A 14,768-nucleotide genomic window follows, 5' to 3' on the forward strand; every position below is an offset into this window, starting at 1 on the left:
AAAGATTAGGCTCTAGTTTATAAATATGAAAAGAATGGTATCCATGTGAAGGTTAAAAAAATGTCCTCGGACAATCGTACTTTTTTCTGTTTTGAAGCAAAAAAGTCTAGACCCACTACCAGGTCTAGACTTTTTTATTATTTATCCCATCAATGCGACCATCAATGCTTTTTGTGCATGTAGGCGATTTTCTGCCTGTTGAAATACAACGGAATGCTTACCGTCAATAACTTCCGCAGATACTTCTTCACCACGATGTGCTGGTAAACAGTGCATAAACGTAACATCCGAATTGGCATGGCTTAGTAGTTGTTTATTGACTTGGAACTCTGAAAAGGCTTTTTCACGATTTGCCTGCTCACTTTCTTGCCCCATACTCGCCCATACATCTGTATAAATCACATCTGCATCTGTCACTGCTTCAATTGGATTCGCAGTTATTACGACTTCAGTTCCATCGGCAAACTCTTTAGCTTTCTCAGTTACTGCTGGATCAGGTTGGTATTCTTCTGGTGCAGCAATACTTATATCCATTCCCATTTTCGCAGCTCCGATCATTAAAGAGTGGGCCATATTATTGCCATCACCAATATAAGCAATCTTTTTCTTTTTAAGGCTACCTTTAACTTCCTTAATTGTTTGCAAATCAGCAAGTACCTGACAAGGATGATAAAGATCGGTTAATCCATTAATAACAGGAATGCTAGAATTTGCTGCAAGTTCTTCTACATCTTTTTGAGAGTAAGTACGAATCATAATACCGTCCAAGTAACCCGACAACACTTTAGCAGTATCTGAAATTGGTTCCCCTCTACCTAGTTGAATGTCTTTAGAGCTAAGGAACAGTCCCGTTCCTCCGAGTTGATAGATTCCAGATTCAAAGGATACGCGTGTACGAGTGGAAGATTTTTCAAAAATCATTCCTAGGATTTTACCTTTTAACGGTTGAACTAATTCACCATTTTTATGCTTTATTTTCAAATCAGTTGCTAAATCAAGTAAGTAAGCAATTTCTTCACTTGAGTAATCTGCAAGAGTTAACAAATCACGACCCGCTAACTGTTTTTGTAAATCTTTTGGTTTCACGCCAGTTGTCATCGTAACACACGCTCCTTTTGATTGATTTGATTATGAGCTTTTGTATGCTCATTAATCGAGATTGGCTTTTCTTGAACTTGACGGGTTGCTTTCAAGAAAGCAATTAACGTTTCTTTCGATGTTAGACATAACGTATTCGATACAAGAGCGTCTTCCCTTAGCTTAACGTGCTCGTCATAGTCACCATTATTATTTGTACTACAAATAAATTGGAATTCATTTTCTAAACATATGTCTTGTGCTTCCGTTAAAGTTAATTGTTGATCGATATCAACGCTATGTTCTTTCAAAATTGTTGATGTAGCAGGATCTGCAGCTATTTTTACATCCAGCTTAGCAATCTGTTCCATTAGCTCTTCATCTACTTCTTTTAATGATAAGAAAATGGTATCCTCTTTTGTCAACGGCATTAGCATATTTTCTTTCCATCCGAATGCTTTAGCCATAGCTGTTTCTACAGTCGTGCCTAGTCCAATAGCTTCTCCGGTAGACTTCATCTCAGGCCCAAGCACTGGGTCTACACCCGGAAGTTTATTCGTGGAGAAAACAGGCATCTTGACAGCGTAAAATGGAATTTCTTTATGCAATCCTAGTTGCCATTCTTGATCAGCTAAAGCTTCACCCATTTGTACACGTGTAGCTAAATCAACCATTGGTACACCAGTGACTTTGCTAGCAATTGGTACAGTTCGAGAAGCACGAGGATTTACTTCTAAAACATAAATTGTTTTTTGATCAGGACTAATAACAAATTGAATATTCATAATTCCTTTTACGTTTAACTCAGCTGATATCTTTTGTGTAAATACAGCAATTTGTTGTTTTTGATCCTCCGATAAACTTGGAGCTGGAAAAATGGCTACACTATCACCAGAGTGAACCCCTGCGCGTTCTACGTGTTCAAATATTCCAGGGATTAAAACATCTTCCCCGTCACAAACTGCATCGATTTCCACCTCTGAACCCGATATAAAACTATCAATCAATAGTGGGAATATTCGAGAATTTGGCGTACTTTCGGTTAAATTATCAAGATATGCCTCTAATTGTGATTGATTTCGAACAACAACCATACCTCTTCCACCGATAACGTAGGATGGTCGAATCAAGACAGGGTAGCCAATTCGATTAGCGATTTCTAGCGCATCCTCTGTATCCATCACCGTTTCTCCTGGAATATGAGGGATGTTTAACTTTTTCAAGAGTTGATAAAACTGATCACGGTCTTCAACTGCTTCAATCGATTGTAAAGCTGTTCCTGCAATATTTACTCCTGCTTTTCTTAATCCATCTGCCAGATTAATGGCTGTTTGACCACCAAATTGGACAAGTACACCGTCAGCTTGTTCTTTTTTGACTACATGCAATACATCTTCTTCAGTTAGTGGTTCGAAATATAAGTGATCTGCTGTATTAAAATCTGTACTAACTGTTTCAGGGTTATTGTTAATAACAACAGCATCGATTTTCTGTTCTTTTAATGACATTGCAGCATGTACCGAACAATAATCAAATTCAACCCCTTGACCAATCCGAATTGGACCTGATCCTAGAACAACGATACGCTTATTCTTTTGTAAAGGCTCAACTTCATCCATTTCATTCCAAGAGCTATAAAAATATGGTGTTTCCGCTGAAAATTCTGCAGCGCATGTATCTACCATTTTATATGCTGGTGACAGATTTAATTCTTGAAGTTTATCGCGAACTTCTATTGTTTTTATATCAAAAAGACTCGCTATTGTATCATCTGTAAAGCCAAATAGTTTTGCCTTCTTCAAATTCTTAATAGTAACATCTGGCCACTTTATTTGCTTCAGCTCTGACTCTAATCCAATAATAAGTGCAACTTCATGTAAAAAGTACTTATTAATCGCCGTTAAGCCATGAATATCATTGATTGTATATCCACGTCTTAATGCTTCGCCAACAACAAAAAGACGATCATCTGTTGCCTCTACCAATTCGTTATTTATTTGTTCATTCGTTAGTTGTGCCAAGTGTGGTAAATGTAAATGATCGATACCAATTTCCAATGAACGAATAGCTTTATTTAATGCCGCTGGAAAGTTTCGTGCCAGTGCCATTACTTCTCCAGTTGCTTTCATTTGCGTTCCGAGTAACCGGTCAGCCTTTGCAAACTTATCAAATGGCCAACGTGGTATCTTCAATGCGATGTAATCTATTGCAGGTTCAAAACTTGCATACGTATCACCAGTAATTGGATTAAGCACTTCATCAAGATGATAGCCTAGAGCTAATTTTGCTGCAATTCTTGCAATTGGATAGCCTGTAGCCTTTGATGCTAGGGCACTTGAACGACTTACTCGAGGGTTTACTTCAATAATCACATAATCATTACTGTCAGGATCTAAAGCGAATTGTATATTACACCCTCCAATAACACCTAACTCACGAATAACCCGACACGAAGAAGTTCGTAACATCTGGTATTGGCGATCGTTTAATGTTTGTGATGGGGCAACTACAATACTATCTCCCGTATGAACACCAACAGGATCAAAATTTTCCATATTACAAACAATGATGCACGTATCATTCGCATCTCTCATTACTTCGTATTCAATCTCTTTCCAACCCTTAACACTTTGTTCAATAAGAACCTGTTTAATTGGACTAGCGTAGATACCATTTTTCACAATCTTTCTTAACTGCTGTTCGTCCTTAGCTATTCCTCCACCTGCACCACCAAGTGTGTAGGCAGGGCGAACGATTAGTGGATAACCAACCGTTGCAGCAAAAGTCACAGCTTCGTCAATGGAACTCGTAGACTTACTTTCAGCTACTGGTTCATCAATCGATTTCATCATCGACTTGAAAATTTCACGGTCTTCACCTTTTTGGATGGTATCTAACGGAGTTCCTAGCAACTCAACATTGTTGTCTGCCAATACACCTGCATTGGTTAACAATACTGCTAAGTTTAAGCCTGTTTGGCCACCAAGTGTCGGCAATAAACCATCGGGTTGTTCCTTCTCAATAATTTTTGTTAATGATTCCAATGTTAATGGCTCTAAATATACTTTATCTGCAATATTTTCATCTGTCATAATGGTTGCAGGATTATTGTTTACAAGGATTACTTCTACGCCTTCTTCTTTTAACGCTAAGCAAGCCTGTGTACCGGCATAATCAAACTCAGCTGCTTGCCCGATTACAATTGGGCCTGAACCGATAACCAATACGCTCTTTATATGATTTAACTTAGGCATGCTGTTTCTCTCCCTTAGTAATTAACTGGTTTGCAAAGTTAACAAAGATGTTATGTGTGTCAATTGGTCCTGGATGAGCCTCTGGGTGAAATTGAACGGTCATTACATTGTTTGTTTTATGCATTAAACCTTCCACCGATTTATCATTTACATTGATATGAGAAACGTCCCACTCACTCTCTTTCACAGAAGCCATATCGACAACATAGCCATGATTTTGTGAAGTGATTAGTACTTTTCCTGTTAACAAATCTTTCACTGGATGATTACTACCTCGATGGCCATATGGAAGTTTCTTTGTCTTGGCACCATATGCTAGAGCTACAAGTTGATGCCCGAGGCAAATCCCTAACGTCGGATAAGACTCAGAAATCCCCTTTATATTCGCTGCTAAATAGTTCAAGGATTGAGGATCTCCAGGCCCGTTTGACAACAGAACACCATCTGGATCAATTTCTTGAATTTGTTCCAAAGTTGTATTAAATGGAACTACCGTTACATCACAGCCTAAATCTAGTAAGGAGTGTGTAATCGAATGTTTATAACCAAAATCCATTACGACGACATGCGGCGCAGTAGCGCGAGTTTTGTTTGTTTTAAAATTCTTCACTTTTGTCACAGATACTTGTTCAACAATATTCGAGTCTACTTGGTTCTTTTTAGGTAAATCTTTTTTGTCCGTAGTAATCTTTCCGTACACTTCTCCATGTTCACGAATAATACGTGTTAGTGCACGTGTATCAATGCCATATAAAGTTGGAATATGATAATGTTGAACGGTATCTAAAATGGAATAAGTAGATTGGTAGTGTTCAGGCGTATGACACGGATTAGAAATAATTAAACCTGCAAGTGAGGGCTGAATACTTTCTGAATCGATATCATTAAACCCATAATTACCGATTAGCGGATATGTCATTGTCACTATTTGACCGGCATACGATGGATCTGTCATCACTTCTTGATAACCAGTCATAGCTGTGTTGAAAACCATTTCACCTTCTGCAGGTACTGCGGAGCCTAACCATACACCTTCAAGAATATCCCCTGTATTTAATACTAGATAACCTGTTTGTTCTTTCACGCTTTAGCCCTCCCCAAAATCTATATCAATTTAACCTTCATTTTTGTATTTTTAATATTTATACCGGTAAACTAATAATTATACAAGTTGTTGTATTAGAAAACCTTAGCTTATAAAGTCTCTTTTTATGAGCTAAAGTTTTCTAATGAAATAGGATTTGATAAATGAGTATAAAAGAAGAACTAAGCCTCTCTTTGAGGCAGAGACTTAGTTCTATTTTCAACTATTATGGATATCTACTGGTGAGTAGACATCGCTTCAATTTGTTTTGCGTGTTTTTCAATCCAATCTGCACTAGATTCAAATAATTGTTCTGCTTTTGCAATTTGGTCTTCCACACGATTTTTTGCAGTTCCTCCAGCAACATTACGAGCATTTACAACCGCTTTTGGTGAAAGCACATCATAAATATCTGTTTCAATTAACGACGAAAACTGTTGGAATTCTTCTATTGATAAATCAAGCAAATATTTATTCTCGTTTATACAGTGTAAGACAACCTGACCAACTACTGCATGCGCTTCTCTAAATGGTAAATCTTTTCCAACTAGGTAATCAGCTAAATCAGTAGCATTGGAGTAATCTTTAGCCACCGCTTCATACATATTTTCTTTTTTAACATCCATTGTTTCAATCATAGGTGCAAATAAAGCAAGCGCACCTTTTAACGTTTCTACCGTATCAAACATGCCTTCTTTATCTTCTTGCATATCTTTGTTGTAAGCGAGTGGTAAGCCTTTTAATGTCGTCAACATTCCAATTAAATGTCCATATACACGACCAGTTTTTCCACGTACTAATTCAGCTACATCCGGATTTTTCTTCTGTGGCATCATACTACTACCTGTACAGAAAGCATCATCCAACTCAACAAAATTAAATTCTGCACTCGACCATTGTACTAACTCTTCACACAAACGAGATAAGTGCATAGATACAAGTGACGCATTTGATAAAAATTCAACAACAAAGTCACGATCACTAACGGCATCCAAACTATTCTCACAAATACCATCAAAATTTAGCTTTTCAGCAACATAATGGCGGTCAATTGGAAACGACGTTCCAGCAAGCGCTCCTGCTCCAAGTGGTGATTGATTCACTCGCTTAAAGCTATCAGCTAAACGCTCTACGTCTCGTTGAAACATAAACACATATGCCATCATGTGGTGTGCAAATAAAACTGGTTGCGCACGTTGAAGGTGCGTATATCCAGGTAAAACCGTATCCAAATTTTGTTTAGCCTGATTGTATAAAGATTGCTGTACGTCGACAAGCAACTGGCTAATCGTTACAAGGGCTTCACGTAAGTATAAACGCATATCCAGTGCCACTTGATCATTACGGCTCCTGCCAGTGTGTAATTTACCACCGACAGGACCAATTTCATCTATTAACAACTTCTCTATATTCATGTGAATATCTTCGTTAGCCTCAGTCAATTCCGCTTCGCCAGATTTGATTTTGTCAGCTACTATTTTTAAACCTTCTGCGATCTTAATAGCGTCATTTTCCGGGATGATTTTACATTTAGCAAGCATGTCAACATGGGCCAGACTTCCTTGGATATCAAATTGCGCTAGTTTTTGATCAAAACGGATCGACGCCGTATATTCATCAACTAATTCATTGGTTGGTTTTGTAAATCGTCCGCCCCATAACTTCATTGCTTTACGGCTTCCTTTATATCAACTACAGCTTTCTCAATGGAAGCATCTTTCTTTCCATGCATATTTGTAACAGAAGAATGAACTTGTGTTGGCAGACCCCACAGTTTAATGAAACCAAGTGCTGCTTCATGGTCAAATGCATCACCTTTGTTATATGTTGCAAGATCAAAATCGTAAAGAGAATGAGCAGACTCACGCCCAACTACCTGTGCAAGACCTTTATATAATTTAACCTTTACTGTTCCAGAAACGAATTCTTGTGTTTGTTCAATAAACGCTTTAAGTGACTCTGTTAACTGTGAATACCAAAGACCATCATAAATTGTTTGTGCCAACTTTTGTTCAATCGTTGGCTTAAATGCCGCTACCTCTCTTGGTAGTGTAAGAGCTTCAAGCTCTTGGTGGGCGGCAATCAATGTTACTGCTGCTGGACACTCATAAATTTCACGAGACTTAATACCAACAAGACGGTTTTCCACATGATCAATTCTTCCTACACCATGTTTTCCAGCAATATCATTAAGTTTAAGAATTAATTCGTCTAAAGGTAACTTTTTACCATCTAGTGAAACCGGCTTACCTTGTTCAAATGTAATTTGAATTGTCTCCGGTTGATCAGGTGCATCTAATGGATCAGTCGTTAAATCAAAAGCTTCTTTGGGAGCTTCTGCCCAAGGGTCTTCTAATATACCGCACTCATTACTACGTCCCCATAAGTTTTGGTCAACACTATATGGATTATCTAGGTTAACAGGAACCGGAATGCCATTTTTCTCTGCATAAGCAATCTCTTCATCTCTTGTCATTTTCCATTCACGTACAGGAGCAACAATTTTCAAGTTTGGATTTAATGCTGTAAACGCAACATCGAAACGAACTTGATCATTCCCTTTACCTGTACATCCGTGCCCTACGGCAACTGCTCCTTCTTTCTCAGCAATATCTACTAATACTTTAGCGATGAGCGGACGAGACAGTGCAGATACTAAAGGATATTTCCCTTCATAAAGAAGGTTTGCTTTTAATGCAGGTAGTACGTATTCTTCTGCATACAATGCTTTGGCATCTACTGTGTAAGATTTAATTGCTCCAACATCAAGTGCTTTGTTTTTAACAAATTCTAAATCTTTTCCTTCTCCTACATCAAGTCCTACTGCAATGACATCATAATTATATTCGTCCTGTAACCACTTAATTGCTACAGAAGTATCAAGCCCTCCGGAGTATGCTAATACGATTTTTTCTTTACTCATTTGTAAATCTCCCCTAACATTTTTGTTTATATTTTATTGATTCATTATTTATTTATTGTGTATGAATTATTATGCACTATTAAGTATATTAATTCAACAGTAAAGTCATAACTTTTTAATTTTTTTTATTATTTTTTTAATAACTATAAATCACTTGGAATAGAACGTACTTCACTTCTTATAAAAAATAGATAGCTAACTCTTTGTATTACCTTAATTAAAGAACATTCCTCAACTAATTTATGAAGAACCCAGGACAATGTTACAAACATAAAGAACCCAACTGTAACATCACTTATTATGAATACAACAATTCAACTACCATAAATTGATTCAAATTTCTTCTATAATAGCTGTATTTTTCATCAAGATTAGAGTTTCACAATAATCAATATTCGATATTTTGTATAAATCCTGATCATTTATGCAATGGCATACAAACATCTTTATCTTATTTTTACAATCATGTAACTAAAAAACTGATTGAACGTCTATATTTAAAAGATAAGAAAAGGGTGGGTCTAATGAAAAAATTGATGATAGGAACTTTCATTATCGCTATCAGCATTATACTCGTTGCATGTAGTGGAGGCGAGAGTGCTCAAGAATCCTCTGACACAGCAACAACAGAGGACTCTGGTGCTACTATGAACGGAGAAGAGTCAAAAGATGAAATGAGTATGGCAAACGAAAACTTCGCTGAAGGTGAAAATGCAGAGGAAGACGATAATGCAGAGGAAAATTCAACTCCAGACATACCGGAACAAACAGAACGGAAAGTAATTTATAACGCTACATTAAATATCGAAGTTAAAGACTATACAACAACAGTCAATACCATCGAAGCTAAAGTTCAAGAAAACGGTGGTTATATTGTAGAATCAAACACTTACGGTGGTTCAGAGGATGAATTTTCAGCAGGGATGATGAGAGTCAGGATACCACAACAACAATTTCAATCGTTTATTGATGTTATTGAAGAGGGGAGCGTAAAGGTTCTCGAAAGAAATGTTTCAGGTGAAGATGTAACAGAACAATATGTCGATCTCGAATCACGATTAAAATCTAAAAGAGTGGTCGAAGAACGGCTATTATCTTTTATGGAACAAGCTGAAAAAACAGAAGACTTATTAACCATATCCGGTGATTTAGCTAAGGTTCAAGAAGAGATCGAACAAATTACTGGAAAGATGAATTATCTTGAAAATCAGTCCTCTCTCGCTACAGTGACCATTCAAATTCATGAAAACAGAGTCAATATCCCAAACGTGAATGATGAAGATTTAAATACATGGGAGAAAACAAAGCAACAGTTTATGGAGAGTATTAACTTTCTTCTCACTGCAATTTCAGGGCTAATTGTATTTTTTGTTGGTAATTTACCTGTTCTATTACTTTTTGCTTTAATCGGTCTATTTGTATTTCGCATTATATGGAAAAGAAGAAAACAAGAAATAGCAAAGAAGGAGAACTCATAATGAGTTCTCCTTCTCCTTGTCTAGCTATTGGTTTTTATTTTCTAGACTTTGTTCGGCGACCTGGATCATTCGTTTGACCATTTCGCCACCCACGGATCCGTTTGCGCGTGCAGTGGTATCAGCACCTAGCTCAACACCAAATTCGTTAGCGATTTCTTCTTTCATATTGTTCATCGCATTCTCTGCACCTGGTACTAACAATTTATTGTTATTAGCCATGCGTGATCACTCCTTGTGGGATAATGAACAGATTCTTGCTGTTCATTCATTAATCTGTGCCATATTAACCATCCCTACACCTGTAAAGTTTAGGAATTTCTTATTTCCTGAAGTGGAGGATATACTCGTTCGAACAGAAAATATGACTATTGAAACATGGATTATGCTCATCGCGTCGCGTAATATGAACGCTTATCAGCTTATGTGCTTACTTAAAACCCTTAATCCTCATATACAGCATTTTTTAGCTGCAGGTCACGCTGATGACGCTCGATAGCTAATTCGATTAACTTATTAATTAATTCCGGATAGCTAATACCACTTATATCCCAAAGCTTTGGATACATACTAATTCTCGTGAAACCAGGTAATGTATTCACTTCATTTACCACTAATTCACCATCGTCTTTTAAGAAAAAGTCAACACGTGCTAACCCTTCACAATTAAGTGATTGAAATACTTCAACAGCAGCTTCTTGTACTTTCTTCGTCAATTCATCCGTTAAATCTGCAGGAATCGCTAAGTCAGCACCCTTTTCATCAATGTATTTTGACTCATAGGAATAGAAGTCTGTTTGTGGCAGAATTTCTCCAGGTAACGAAGCAATTGGATTCTCATTCCCTAGCACTGCACACTCCACTTCACGTCCAATAACAGTTTCTTCAATCAATAGCTTATGATCATATAAAAATGCGTCATTAATACCAGCGTTGAATTCTTGTTCATTTCTGACTTTGCTCACACCAACAGAAGACCCTTGATTTGCAGGTTTAATGAACATTGGCAATCCAAGCTTAGTCTTAACTTCTTCATAGTTAATTTGATCGCGTTTATTTTTAGTCAGGGTTACTGATTTAGCTACCGATATTCCTGCTTCTTTTAATAATCTTTTTGCAATATCTTTATCCATACTTACTGCCGATCCTAAAACTCCTGTACCAACGAATGGTAAGTTTGCTAAACGCAACATTCCTTGAATGCTACCATCTTCTCCAAGTGTACCGTGCAAAATCGGGAATACGACATCTAACTGCCCGAGTGCCTCAGACCCTGATAAATTAACAAGTTGATCGGTTACCTCTCCTGGTACAATAGCTACACCTTTATTTGTTTTATTTAATTGAATTAATTTAGGATTTTCTTCATTTAATAAATAGGAAGACTGATCATTCAAATGCCATTTTCCATCTTTATCGATTCCAAGTAAGACAACATCATATTTATCTTTATCAATTGCATCAACGATATTTTTAGCAGACTGTAGTGACACTTCATGCTCTGCAGATTTACCACCAAAAATAATTCCAACTTTTGCTTTAGTCATTAAATCTCTTCCTCTCACATAAATAAATCAATTCCTACTTTAAGATACCATATTAAGGCTTGTTTTGAGAAAAAATTGTTTTTTTAATTGCTCAATTTCGTAAGTTATATTGTTTTATAACCTACGAAGTTGATGTAAAGTTTGTACTTAGTATTCTAAAATGTATGAACTTCTTTTGAGTTTTGGGTGGTAATACTCCGTTCCGGCAGAATACTCCGCTTTCCACGGGCACGGCTTCACTTTTAAGAGTTCTCCTAGAGATAGATAGTTATTAATATTTGTTGTACTATCTTTACTCAAAGGACAAGTTTACCTAGCGAAGGAAAAATGCGACACTCCTGGGGGAAGAGCAGCTTCCGAAAACCCCACAGAGTAAGGAAAGCTCCTGTGAAATGACATCGCACGCAGAAAAATTGTTGTTCTTTTTCAAAGAAGCGTTCTTGTGAGCGAGGAGGCTAAGGTGCTGCCCCCGGAAAGGGAGTATTTTCCCGTAGCACTGGATTTAGCACTCATCTTAGATAGAAAAGGAAATTAGTCCAAACTCTATATTAATTAGTCATAAACAATAACTTTTAGAAAAATACCTTTACATATAAGACTAGCTTACTTTTCTTATCAGAATCCACTCGGATAACTTCATGGAAAGAAAGTAACAGACAAAGGCTCCAACAGAAACTAACATATAGGGTTGAATAGTAATCGTGTTTTCTAACCACGATGCTAAAAACATCGTTTTATTATCAATATAAAACCCCATACTATCTCCAAACTTACTTTCTAACAATAAATTTGAAAAAGCCATAGCTCCAACTCCAAATATAACAAATTGCACAGTTACTACTACCATAAAGGAGCGAAAAAGATAATACATTGGAATAGCTAATGCAAAAAGAATAAGTGAAATTGAAAGTAATATAACCATATCCTGCCACTGAAAAAGATAAGGTTCTATTATTGAATTAGTATAAACAAATAAAAAGTGTACGAACCATTGAACTGACATTAATACTATTGTAATGATTAATATAAATAAATATCTACCTCTTATAACAGTACTTTTCTTTATTGGTAAACTGACGATATACCTATTTACTGACGATTTACCATCATAATAAAACAAATGAATAGCAAAGCCAATTACCAGAGCTAAAATACCTGTTTCCGGTTGAAACATTGCTAACAGTGGCAAAACAATAAAAAGAAACAAAAGCGACCAACTATATAAAAAGACGTCTCGTTTTAGCAAAAACAACATGATACATACCACCTTATTATATTTAATCGAACAGTAGTTAAAACATCACCAACTTGATATACTCGCCTTGTTAATATATCTCCCTCTGGGAAAACAACTTCTCAGATGCTTTCATTGATAAATAAAATAAGAGTGTAGCCAAGATCAACACAATTGTTGAAAAATAAAGGTGATTAGATAAAGCGTAAAACCAATCAAGCCATCCCATCGCAGTAGCAATTATCCCACAAACCATTAATGTAAAGAGAGTGACAAAGCTTACAAAAGCAGTTATAAGAAGATAAAGAATTAAATAATGGATCAATAACAAGATAGCTAGAAGAGCAATTAGTACAGAAAAAAGAACTATCCTGTTTGACATAATTATGGATTCCATTTGTATATTCGGAATACTGCCTACAACTAAATCAACTATCCAGAGTAGCAAAATTAGAAAAACAGTGTAACAAAAACTAAATAAATATCTAGCTTTAACAATCGTTGATCTCTTTATGGGTAAACTAATTACATAACAATTAATTTTACCTCTGTAATCTAATGTGAATAAAGAGAAAATTGGTATTAGATACAAATAAATAAACAATGTGTATTGTGACGTATCTATAAAAAAACTAACTAAATAAGCACTAACAAATATAATAGTGAGGCTAACTATTGTCGCTCTACTTAGCAAAAAATCACGTTTTACTAGTGGTAGCATCAGTTACTCCCCTTCGTCTTGAAATACATAATATCCTCTAATGTAGCCTTTTCAATAATCACATCATTCTTAAACTCGTCAAACAAGGAGCTATCACCTTCTAACAATGCAGTAAATCCTTGTGCCGTTTCACGAACACCTAAAAATAGACTGCGCATATCTTGATCAAGCATGTCTGACCTACCTTTAATGATATGAAAATACTCTTGTATGTCTGCCATACTCTTTTGCATGACAATTTCCCCTTTATTAATAAACACAATGTAATCAGCAATATGATCTAAGTCTGTTGTAGTATGGGTGGAGAAAAAGATGGTTCGCTTTTCATCTACCATTAATTCTTGCAATAGGTCGATAAGTTCTCTACGAAAAATAGGGTCAAGTCCAGCGGTCGGCTCATCCATGATGATAAATTCGGGGTTGTGTGCGAGCGCGAATAATAAGGAACATTTCATTTTCATTCCTTTAGAGAAATGTTTCAGCTTCTTTCTAAATGGTAAATCAAATTCATGTAAATACTTGTTAAATAACTGATCATCCCACCCGTCATATAGTGGCGCAATAAAAGCTTTCATTTTTTTAATAGTAAAATTTTCATACATATATAATTCATCATAAACAAAGCCAATTTTCTGCTTTAGCTGAGCTTCTGTATTTGGAGAATCAAATAATTTTATCTCCCCCTGATCGGGCTTTAATATGTCCATAATCATATGAATCGTTGTGCTTTTCCCACTACCATTCGGACCAATAAATCCAGTAATATAACCTTGAGGCACTTTAATCGATAGGTCCTTTAGTGAAAAACCTTTTAATTCCTTACTAACATGATTTAGCTCCACTGTATTCATTACGACTCATCTCCCTCAAAAAAAATCTCTAATCTCTCTAGCAAATCTCGTTTTGTTAACCCTAGTCGTTTTGCATCTGCAATTAACTGTTCAAAGTCATTTTCTAACTCTCTGACTTGCCACTCTCTTAAAAAATGGGGTTGCTGGCCAGCTACAAACGTTCCTTTTCCAACAGACGACACCAAAAACCCTTCTTTCTCAAGGTCTTCATAAGCACGTTTTGAAGTAATTACACTCACTTTTAATTGTTTGGCAAGTACCCTCATCGAAGGAAGTGCTTCACCTTCCGTTAACTCGCCCGTGTATATTTGTTGTTTAATCTGCTCTTTGATTTGCTGGAAAAGTGGTTCCTTACTCGTTGTAGATAGAAGAATATTCATCGAAATCTCCTTATCATTTGAATTATTGTATATATATTATATATACAATATATACACATAAACACAATAAATCAACAACAAATGGAAAACTTTAGCTGAATAAGCATATTTATCGCTAGAAAGTAGATATATTATGGAGGAATGAGCATATCTCATCAACGAAAGTAGATATATATAGATGGAAGGAGCAAATATGGAGATTGAACGGGCATATCACATTTA

12 protein-coding genes are annotated in these 14,768 nt (G+C 36.2%); 1 reads left to right on the forward strand and 11 read right to left on the reverse strand.

Annotated features, from left to right (window positions below):
• Window positions 1–141 precede the first annotated feature (141 nt).
• The 5 genes from argF to QQS35_RS11565 all read right to left on the reverse strand — a co-directional run bounded on the left by argF (window position 142) and on the right by QQS35_RS11565 (window position 8,338).
• Window positions 142–1,098, reverse strand: a complete 957-nt coding sequence (gene argF / locus QQS35_RS11545; RefSeq protein ID WP_285932285.1) for an ornithine carbamoyltransferase — start codon at window positions 1,096–1,098, stop codon at window positions 142–144.
• Window positions 1,095–4,331 (reverse strand): carbamoyl-phosphate synthase (glutamine-hydrolyzing) large subunit, encoded by a 3,237-nt coding sequence (carB, locus tag QQS35_RS11550; protein ID WP_285932286.1) that lies wholly within the window; start codon window positions 4,329–4,331, stop codon window positions 1,095–1,097. The genes argF and carB overlap by 4 nt, the downstream gene beginning before the upstream one ends.
• Window positions 4,324–5,415 carry a carbamoyl phosphate synthase small subunit gene (locus tag QQS35_RS11555; protein ID WP_285932287.1) on the reverse strand — a complete coding sequence of 364 codons (1,092 nt, stop codon included), beginning with the start codon at window positions 5,413–5,415 and terminating at the stop codon, window positions 4,324–4,326. Before QQS35_RS11555 ends, carB begins: the two co-directional genes overlap by 8 nt.
• 236 nt (window positions 5,416–5,651) lie before the next feature.
• Window positions 5,652–7,082 (reverse strand): argininosuccinate lyase, encoded by a 1,431-nt coding sequence (gene argH, locus QQS35_RS11560; protein WP_285932288.1) that lies wholly within the window; start codon window positions 7,080–7,082, stop codon window positions 5,652–5,654.
• Entirely contained in the window at window positions 7,079–8,338 is a 1,260-nt protein-coding gene (locus QQS35_RS11565; RefSeq protein WP_285932290.1) for an argininosuccinate synthase, read from the reverse strand. Before QQS35_RS11565 ends, argH begins: the two co-directional genes overlap by 4 nt.
• Before the next feature lie 524 nt (window positions 8,339–8,862).
• Between QQS35_RS11565 and QQS35_RS11570 the strand changes: the two genes are divergently transcribed.
• Window positions 8,863–9,816 carry a DUF4349 domain-containing protein gene (locus QQS35_RS11570; RefSeq protein WP_285932292.1) on the forward strand — a complete coding sequence of 318 codons (954 nt, stop codon included), beginning with the start codon at window positions 8,863–8,865 and terminating at the stop codon, window positions 9,814–9,816.
• Window positions 9,817–9,840: 24 nt separating this feature from the next.
• Here the strand turns inward: QQS35_RS11570 and QQS35_RS11575 are convergent, their stop codons facing one another.
• The 6 genes from QQS35_RS11575 to QQS35_RS11600 form a co-directional block, all read right to left on the reverse strand.
• Window positions 9,841–10,035: an alpha/beta-type small acid-soluble spore protein gene (locus QQS35_RS11575; protein ID WP_285932293.1), complete on the reverse strand. Its 195-nt coding sequence runs from the start codon at window positions 10,033–10,035 to the stop codon at window positions 9,841–9,843.
• A gap of 221 nt (window positions 10,036–10,256) precedes the next feature.
• Window positions 10,257–11,360, reverse strand: a complete 1,104-nt coding sequence (gene ddlA / locus QQS35_RS11580) for a D-alanine--D-alanine ligase (protein WP_285932294.1) — start codon at window positions 11,358–11,360, stop codon at window positions 10,257–10,259.
• A 598-nt stretch (window positions 11,361–11,958) separates the two neighbouring features.
• Window positions 11,959–12,615 carry an ABC-2 transporter permease gene (locus QQS35_RS11585; protein WP_285932295.1) on the reverse strand — a complete coding sequence of 219 codons (657 nt, stop codon included), beginning with the start codon at window positions 12,613–12,615 and terminating at the stop codon, window positions 11,959–11,961.
• Between the two features lie 70 nt (window positions 12,616–12,685).
• Window positions 12,686–13,315, reverse strand: a complete 630-nt coding sequence (locus tag QQS35_RS11590; protein WP_285932296.1) for an ABC-2 transporter permease — start codon at window positions 13,313–13,315, stop codon at window positions 12,686–12,688.
• Window positions 13,315–14,166 (reverse strand): ABC transporter ATP-binding protein, encoded by an 852-nt coding sequence (locus tag QQS35_RS11595; RefSeq protein WP_285932297.1) that lies wholly within the window; start codon window positions 14,164–14,166, stop codon window positions 13,315–13,317. Before QQS35_RS11595 ends, QQS35_RS11590 begins: the two co-directional genes overlap by 1 nt.
• Window positions 14,166–14,546: a GntR family transcriptional regulator gene (locus QQS35_RS11600; protein ID WP_285932298.1), complete on the reverse strand. Its 381-nt coding sequence runs from the start codon at window positions 14,544–14,546 to the stop codon at window positions 14,166–14,168. Before QQS35_RS11600 ends, QQS35_RS11595 begins: the two co-directional genes overlap by 1 nt.
• Window positions 14,547–14,768: the final 222 nt, after the last annotated feature.

The sequence above is a fragment of the Aquibacillus rhizosphaerae genome (assembly GCF_030282825.1).
Taxonomy (GTDB): domain Bacteria; phylum Bacillota; class Bacilli; order Bacillales; family Amphibacillaceae; genus Aquibacillus_C; species Aquibacillus_C rhizosphaerae.

Bases quoted from the DNA above. Each gene is read 5' to 3' on its own strand.
- argF (WP_285932285.1), bottom strand. From the start codon at position 1,098: ATGACAACTGGCGTGAAACCAAAAGATTTACAAAAACAGTTAGCGGGT.
- carB (WP_285932286.1), bottom strand. From the start codon at position 4,331: ATGCCTAAGTTAAATCATATAAAGAGCGTATTGGTTATCGGTTCAGGC.
- argH (WP_285932288.1), bottom strand. From the start codon at position 7,082: ATGAAGTTATGGGGCGGACGATTTACAAAACCAACCAATGAATTAGTT.
- QQS35_RS11565 (WP_285932290.1), bottom strand. From the start codon at position 8,338: ATGAGTAAAGAAAAAATCGTATTAGCATACTCCGGAGGGCTTGATACT.
- QQS35_RS11570 (WP_285932292.1), top strand. From the start codon at position 8,863: ATGAAAAAATTGATGATAGGAACTTTCATTATCGCTATCAGCATTATA.
- QQS35_RS11575 (WP_285932293.1), bottom strand. From the start codon at position 10,035: ATGGCTAATAACAATAAATTGTTAGTACCAGGTGCAGAGAATGCGATG.
- ddlA (WP_285932294.1), bottom strand. From the start codon at position 11,360: ATGACTAAAGCAAAAGTTGGAATTATTTTTGGTGGTAAATCTGCAGAG.
- QQS35_RS11585 (WP_285932295.1), bottom strand. From the start codon at position 12,615: ATGTTGTTTTTGCTAAAACGAGACGTCTTTTTATATAGTTGGTCGCTT.
- QQS35_RS11590 (WP_285932296.1), bottom strand. From the start codon at position 13,315: ATGCTACCACTAGTAAAACGTGATTTTTTGCTAAGTAGAGCGACAATA.
- QQS35_RS11595 (WP_285932297.1), bottom strand. From the start codon at position 14,166: ATGAATACAGTGGAGCTAAATCATGTTAGTAAGGAATTAAAAGGTTTT.
- QQS35_RS11600 (WP_285932298.1), bottom strand. From the start codon at position 14,546: ATGAATATTCTTCTATCTACAACGAGTAAGGAACCACTTTTCCAGCAA.